This is a genomic window from Sphingomonas sp. (assembly GCF_035758555.1).
Lineage (GTDB): Bacteria > Pseudomonadota > Alphaproteobacteria > Sphingomonadales > Sphingomonadaceae > Sphingomonas_B.
Window position 1 is genome coordinate 1 of the sequence record NZ_DASTXI010000045.1, and the last position, 5,881, is coordinate 5,881.

Consider the following 5,881-nt stretch of genomic DNA (forward strand, 5'->3'; position numbering starts at 1 on the left):
TGGATCCTTTGCCGCTGGCCAAAAAATCAGAAGAAGCGGGACCCCGGCTCAAGGCCGGGGTGACGAAGGGCAGAGCGATCCAACGTCCGCAATGGGTCGTTTGCAGACGTTCAGCCCCTCTCCCCTCGCGGGAGAGGGCGACTCGGCGCAGCCGAGCGGGGAGAGGGGGCGAGCCGCAGGCGCGCGCGGCGCAAAGCGCCGCACCCCTCTATAAGCTTTGCTAGGCAGCAAGCTGCCAAGCAAAGCTATTCTCTCCCGCAAGGGGAGAGAAGCTAAAGCCCGCAAAGGGTCGAAAGCGGTCACCTGCGGCAACCGCGATTGAGTGCGTGCTTGTCCGGCGCTAGCCTGCCGCCGATGCCGGTGCCTGCCCTGAAGCGGATCGCCGCTTATGGCGTGCTGCTCGCCGTCGGCACGTTTGTGCTGCAATGGCTCGACTATCAGCGGCTCGCCCGTACGCGCACCGGGGAGCTGTACGGATTCCTGATTGCCGCCGCCTTCCTTGCATTGGGCATTGCGATCGGCATGCGCGTGCTTGCCCGTCCCGCACCCGCCGACTTCGACGGCAATCCGCGCGCGGTGGCGGCGCTCGGCATCAGTCCGCGCGAGCTCGAGGTGCTGCGGCATCTCGCCGACGGCTGCTCGAACAAGGAAATTGCGGCGATGCTCCATGTCTCGCCCAACACCGTGAAGACGCATGTCGCGCGGCTGCTCGACAAGCTCGATGCGCGCCGCCGCACCGAAGCGATCGCCCGCGCCCGCGAGCTGGGGCTGCTGCGCTGAGTTTTTCGGGCGATCGCACCTGAATCACCCTTTCGGGCGATTGCGTCGCCGCACGATCGGCGCATGTTCGGGCCCTCACCAAGGGGAGGGTGCGATGCTGGACCGAATCCTGATCTACGGCACCATGGCCGGCCTGGCGGTCGGCGCGATGCTCTACGCGACCACGGCCGCGCCATGGGGCATGCCGCACGGCTATCTCGGCATGCTGATCGGCTACACGACGATGCTGATCGCGCTGAGCCTGGTCTTTGTGGGCATCAAGCGCCAGCGCGACGATGCGGGCGGCGGCGTGATCGGCTTCTGGCCGGCATTCGGCATGGGGCTCGGCATCAGCCTGGTCGCGGGCATTTTCTACGTGCTGGCGTGGGAGCTGGCGCAGGCGACGACCGCGTCGGGCTTCATCGAAAGCTACACGGCCGCGCTGATGGCGGACAAGAAGGCGTCGGGCGCCAGCGCGGCCGAACTCGCGCGCTATGCCGCGGAAATGCGCGCGTTCGAGACCCAATATCGGGACCCGCTGTTCCGTCTGCCGATGACCTTCGCGGAGATTTTCCCGGTCGGCGTGCTGGTCTCGCTCGTCTCCGCCGGCCTGCTCCGCAACCCGCGATTCATGCCGGCCCGGCGCAACCGCGTGCCAGCCTGACCTACCGGCGCTTGCGACGTGGCGGCGGTGGCGGCGGGCGGAGCCGGCACGCGCCCTCCACCACCGTCTCGCCGGCCGTGCCCGGCGTCGGCGGGTCCATGCGCTGCGCCGCAAGCTCCTCGCCGTCGCGCTGGTCGGCGATCACCCGGCCTGCGCTGTCGAGCGAGACCGTCTCGATCACAGCCGATTCGCCGCTGCTGCAGTCGACCAGCTCCAGATGCCGTTCCTCGACGGTGCCGTCCGCCTTGGCCGGGGCATAATGGATGCGCCACCAGGCGCGCTGCAGCGGCCGCCAGTTGAGCGAGCCGCGGTCGATCTCGATCGCGCCGCCGCCGGCCCCGGCGCCGACCGCGGTCCAGCGCGGTGCCGGCGCCGCCATCGCCGGAGCGGCTATCATCGCCATCAGCATCAATGTGGGTCTCATCGCGTTAACCTCCCTGCGAAAGGAGATGTTAACACGCCGGGCCGCTTCTGCCGTGCGTTCGATCACACGTCCTTATGTCGGCTGGCAGACAGATTCCGCCTCGGCTCTGTGCTAGAACGGCATCGTCGGGGGGTCGTTGTGCGTGGCCGAGTATAAGCTTTACTGCCTGGACCCCAAGGGTCGCATCCAGCGCCGCCACGAATTCGAGGCAGCGGACGATGAGGCTGCGATCGCCAGCGCGCGTGCCCGGTTTCCCGAAGAGACCTGCGAGCTCTGGTGCGGCACGCGCAAGATCGCGCTGATCCCGGCCGGCGGCGAGCCGGTGCTCGCGCGCCCGGTCGCCTAGCCGGCGATCGTCTGCCCGACCTTTGCGGGTTCGGGCCGTCCGCCTTTCTCCCGCTCCGCCGCCAGCCGCGCGCCTTCCCTTGCCAGCATGTCGAACAGCCGTTCGGGGTCGCTGAAGCGCAGTGCGGCCGCGTGCGCCTCGGCGCCCTCGGCGACCAGGATCTCGCGCGCGCCTGCGGCGATGCCGGCCAGGATCCGTCGCGCGCACTCGGCCGGGCCCATCCCTGCCTCGATATTCGGATCGGACTCGCCGCGCGCCGATCCGTCCGCCAGCAGCGCGTTCGCCGCCACCTGCGTCCGCACCGATCCGGGCAGCACGGTCGTCACGCGGATGCCATAGGCCTGCTCGACTTCGGCGCGGAGCGCGTCGAGATAGCCGATCAGCCCGTGCTTGGCCGCGCAATATCCGGTCCTCAGCACCGTCCCCAGCCGTCCCGCGACCGAGCTGATGCCGACGATATGGCCCTGCCGCCGCTCGGCCATGCCCGGCAGCACCAGCTGGGTCAGCCAGATCGGCGCCAGCAGGTCGGTCTCGACGATCGTGCGATAGACCTCGGGCCGCGTGTCGACGGCAAGGCTGCGCTGGCTGATCCCGGCATTGTTGACCAGCACGTCGACCGCGCCCGCCTCTTCGACCACGCCCGGCAGCGCCGCCCAGCCGGTCGCCTCGAACGGCAGGATCGCCGCATCCGGCTGCACCCGCGCCGCGACCTCGGCGAGGGCCTCGCGCCGTCTGCCCGACAGCACCAGCCGCGCGCCTTCGCTCGCGAACGCCGCCGCCAGCGCTGCGCCGATGCCCGACGACGCGCCGGTGATCCACACACGCTTGCCCTGAAAGCTCATCCGTGCTCCTCCCAATAATCGAACGCTTGCCCCTGCAGCTCGCGCACCAGCGCGCGCGCCGCGGGCCCGGTCCAGTCGCCTTCGTGGCCCAGCGGGTCGGCGCGCGCCACCCACCAGCCCTGGCCCGGCAGCCCGTCCGATTCGCGTACGACCAGCACCGCCAGCTCCGGCTCGCCCGCTGCCGCGCCGGCCTCGTCGATCCGGCCCAGCACCGCGCACAGCGCCCGCATCTTCGGGCGGGTGAAGCGAAAGCCCAGGCACGCCAGCATCTCCGAATAGGAAACCGCCCGCCGCTCCCGCGCCGCCGCCACCAGCAGCCCACGCACTTCGCTTACGTCGAACATCCGTCCCGCCGCGGCACAGTCCCCGATTGAAACAGCGTTAACCATAAGGTTCCCCACGCCCCTTTCCCGAATGCGGCACAAGGCCCCGTGTTGCATAGGGGAGTCGTCAAGATGAAGACGCGTTTGTTGCTTTCCGCCGCCCTGCTGGCCGCTGCGATCCCGAGCGGGGCCGAGGCCGCTTACACCATCACCGGCTACGCCTTCGTGCCCGGCCAGCTGACCGGCAATATCCAGTACACGCCGACCAATCTCAGCCTCAATGTCGGCATCGGCCGGCTGAAGCTGACCGGCACCGAACAGCCCGGCGGCGATCCGGCGAGCTTCCTCACCTACTGCGTCGACATCTTCCACACGCTGCACGTGCCGGCGACGTTCGACTTCGCGCCGGTCTCCACGCTGATCCCGGACGCGACGAAGCAGAACCGGCTGCTGACGCTGATCGGCAATGCCGACGCGCTGATCGCCGCCGCCCCGAACAAGTCGCAGGTCGCCGCCGCCGTGCAGCTCGCGACCTGGGAGATCGTCAACGAGAACACCGCCAGCTACGGCTTTGCGACCGGCACGTTCCGCTCGTCGGGCGGCAACAGCGACGGCGCCCGCCTGCTCGCGCAGTCGTACCTCGACGACATCGTGAACGGCGTCTGGGGCACGCCCGCCAACGGCTCGCTGAAGCTGCTCTATTCGGCCAACAGCCAGAGCCAGATCCTGACGGCGGTGCCGGAGCCCGCCACCTGGGCGATGATGATCGCCGGCTTCGGCATGGTCGGCGGCATCGCGCGGCGTCGCAGCGGAGCCAGGCGCCTGGGCGAGCGCGTGCTCGCCTAGAAGCCGCCCGGGCGAACGCTCGGCCGGCGCGCAAAGCGCGACCGACGGCGCGGGATTCACTCCCGCGCCGTTTTCTCTGTCCTACACCTAACCATATCGGTTATCGCATGCGAATCATGCAGAACCGCGCTCCCGTCCCGCCCGATCGCCGCCCGCCGCTGCCGGATTTCGCCCCGGTCCCTCGCAAATACCGCTACGACGGCTGGACGCCGGAGCGCCAGCGCGCCTTCATCGCTGGCCTCGCCGAAACCGGATCGGTGAAGCATGCGGCACAGCGCATCAACATGAGCCCCGAAGGCGCCTATTATCTGCGCCGTCAGAAGGGCGCCGAGGAATTCCGCGCCGCCTGGGATGCCGCGCTGGATTTCGGCGTCCAGTCGCTCGCCGACATCGCGATCGAGCGGGCGAAGGAAGGCGTCGCCGTGCCGGTCTTCTACAAGGGCGAGCAGGTCGGCGAAAAACGCTGGTACAACGATCGGCTGCTGATGTTCATCCTGAAGCACCACATGCCCAGCAAATACGGCGCGAACCTGCACGGCGGCACCCGCCATCCGGACACGGTCGCCCGCGAAGCCGCCGCCGCGCGCGCCGAAACGGCAAGGCCGAACCGCGGGCAGCGGCGGCCGTCGGAAGAGGAAGTGCTGGCGGAGCTGGTCAAGCGCCTCCACGTCTTCGGCATCCGCGTCCGCGGCGAACAGGCGGCGGAACGCCGCGCCGTCTACGAACGCTGCCAGTCCGACCCGGCGTTCCGCCAGTCGTGGGAGCTGGTCAACGGCAAGCCCTGTGGAGCATTATTAGGGCCCGTCCCCGAACCGGACTGCGATGCCGGCGACGAAGCAGCGGCCGACGACTGACCCTTCCCTCCGTCACCCCGGACTTGATCCGGGGTCCACCTTCTCCGCTTGTTTCAAACAGGAGCCAAACCATGCCCCTCCACCTGACCCTCCAGGCTCTCGCGGACCTGGCCCGACAGGCAGACAACGAAGACCGCCTCGACAAGGAACGCAAGCAGGCCCGCGCCGCCTGGGCCCGCCGGATCATCGCCGAACACAAGGCCGCCCAGGCCCGCGCCGACGAAGCCTGGGCCCGCCTGATCGACGAAGACGCGGAAGCGCTGGACGACGATGACGATGACGATGACGATGACGATGGTGGCAACGATGACGAAGACGAGCTGGACGACGTCCACCCGCCCGAACAGGACGAAGCCGACGCGATCATGGCCCAGATCATCGCCGCCCGCGACCACGACCGCTGGCCGAGGGAGCTGTACTGGTCGCTATGACCGCCGAGCGTAAGGCCGCCGGCGTGTAGCGCCGCCGGACTTAGGCGAAGAGCCGGCAGAGGCCGGCCGGCGTGCCGCCGAGCTGCGCGAGGGCAGGCACGGCCGACGGCGCGGGTTAACTCCGCGCCCCCTTCTTCGTCACCCCGGACCTGATCCGGGGTCCAGCTTTTTCTTACTGCTTAAAGCAATGCTCCCGATGCCAAGCCAAGAAGTGCGGATGCGGCCGATCCATCGGCCTAATCGGCGGAAGCGCGCGCCCGGTCTTGTTGACCAACCCCCGGATGCCGTCCGGATCATTCGCCTGCCGCGACGCAAGAATTTCCAGGTTATCTGAAAGGCTGATCAGCCCACGGTCAAACATCCAGTGCACCGTGCCAGAGAGCGCCAACCCG

General features: G+C 68.9%; 9 protein-coding genes and 1 pseudogene. 6 read left to right on the forward strand and 4 right to left on the reverse strand.

Features of this window, described 5'->3' with window-relative positions; translation table 11 throughout:
• Positions 1 to 330: 330 nt before the first annotated feature.
• Positions 331 to 780, forward strand: coding sequence for a response regulator transcription factor (locus tag VFT73_RS02640; RefSeq protein WP_326408598.1), 450 nt, complete (start codon positions 331 to 333; stop codon positions 778 to 780).
• A gap of 94 nt (positions 781 to 874) precedes the next feature.
• Complete coding sequence (locus VFT73_RS02645) at positions 875 to 1,423, forward strand: DUF4199 domain-containing protein (protein WP_326408599.1); 549 nt, start codon at positions 875 to 877, stop codon at positions 1,421 to 1,423.
• A 1-nt stretch (position 1,424) separates the two neighbouring features.
• Here VFT73_RS02645 and VFT73_RS02650 read toward each other — a convergent pair whose 3' ends face one another.
• Positions 1,425 to 1,847 (reverse strand): hypothetical protein, encoded by a 423-nt coding sequence (locus VFT73_RS02650; protein WP_326408600.1) that lies wholly within the window; start codon positions 1,845 to 1,847, stop codon positions 1,425 to 1,427.
• 142 nt (positions 1,848 to 1,989) lie between these two features.
• Here VFT73_RS02650 and VFT73_RS02655 point away from each other — a divergent pair, with 142 nt between their 5' ends.
• Positions 1,990 to 2,193: a hypothetical protein gene (locus VFT73_RS02655; protein ID WP_326408601.1), complete on the forward strand. Its 204-nt coding sequence runs from the start codon at positions 1,990 to 1,992 to the stop codon at positions 2,191 to 2,193.
• Here VFT73_RS02655 and VFT73_RS02660 read toward each other — a convergent pair.
• Positions 2,190 to 3,035: an SDR family NAD(P)-dependent oxidoreductase gene (locus VFT73_RS02660; protein ID WP_326408602.1), complete on the reverse strand. Its 846-nt coding sequence runs from the start codon at positions 3,033 to 3,035 to the stop codon at positions 2,190 to 2,192. The two genes, VFT73_RS02655 and VFT73_RS02660, sit on opposite strands and share 4 nt — an antisense overlap.
• Positions 3,032 to 3,379, reverse strand: coding sequence for a ribose-phosphate pyrophosphokinase (locus tag VFT73_RS02665; protein ID WP_326408603.1), 348 nt, complete (start codon positions 3,377 to 3,379; stop codon positions 3,032 to 3,034). The genes VFT73_RS02660 and VFT73_RS02665 overlap by 4 nt, the downstream gene beginning before the upstream one ends.
• 708 nt (positions 3,380 to 4,087) lie before the next feature.
• Here VFT73_RS02665 and VFT73_RS15270 point away from each other — a divergent pair.
• From VFT73_RS15270 to VFT73_RS02680, 3 genes and pseudogenes are all read left to right on the forward strand, one after another.
• A pseudogene (locus tag VFT73_RS15270) lies at positions 4,088 to 4,204 on the forward strand (PEPxxWA-CTERM sorting domain-containing protein); the annotation flags it as partial.
• A 107-nt stretch (positions 4,205 to 4,311) separates the two neighbouring features.
• A complete protein-coding gene (locus tag VFT73_RS02675; protein WP_326408605.1) occupies positions 4,312 to 5,058 on the forward strand; it encodes a hypothetical protein in 747 nt (248 codons plus the stop codon).
• Between the two features lie 71 nt (positions 5,059 to 5,129).
• On the forward strand, positions 5,130 to 5,489 hold the full coding sequence (locus tag VFT73_RS02680; protein WP_326408606.1) for a hypothetical protein: 360 nt from the start codon (positions 5,130 to 5,132) through the stop codon (positions 5,487 to 5,489).
• A gap of 172 nt (positions 5,490 to 5,661) precedes the next feature.
• Here the strand turns inward: VFT73_RS02680 and VFT73_RS02685 are convergent.
• Positions 5,662 to 5,881 (reverse strand): HNH endonuclease (locus VFT73_RS02685; RefSeq protein WP_414712776.1); only part of this gene is annotated, 220 nt, incomplete at its 5' end.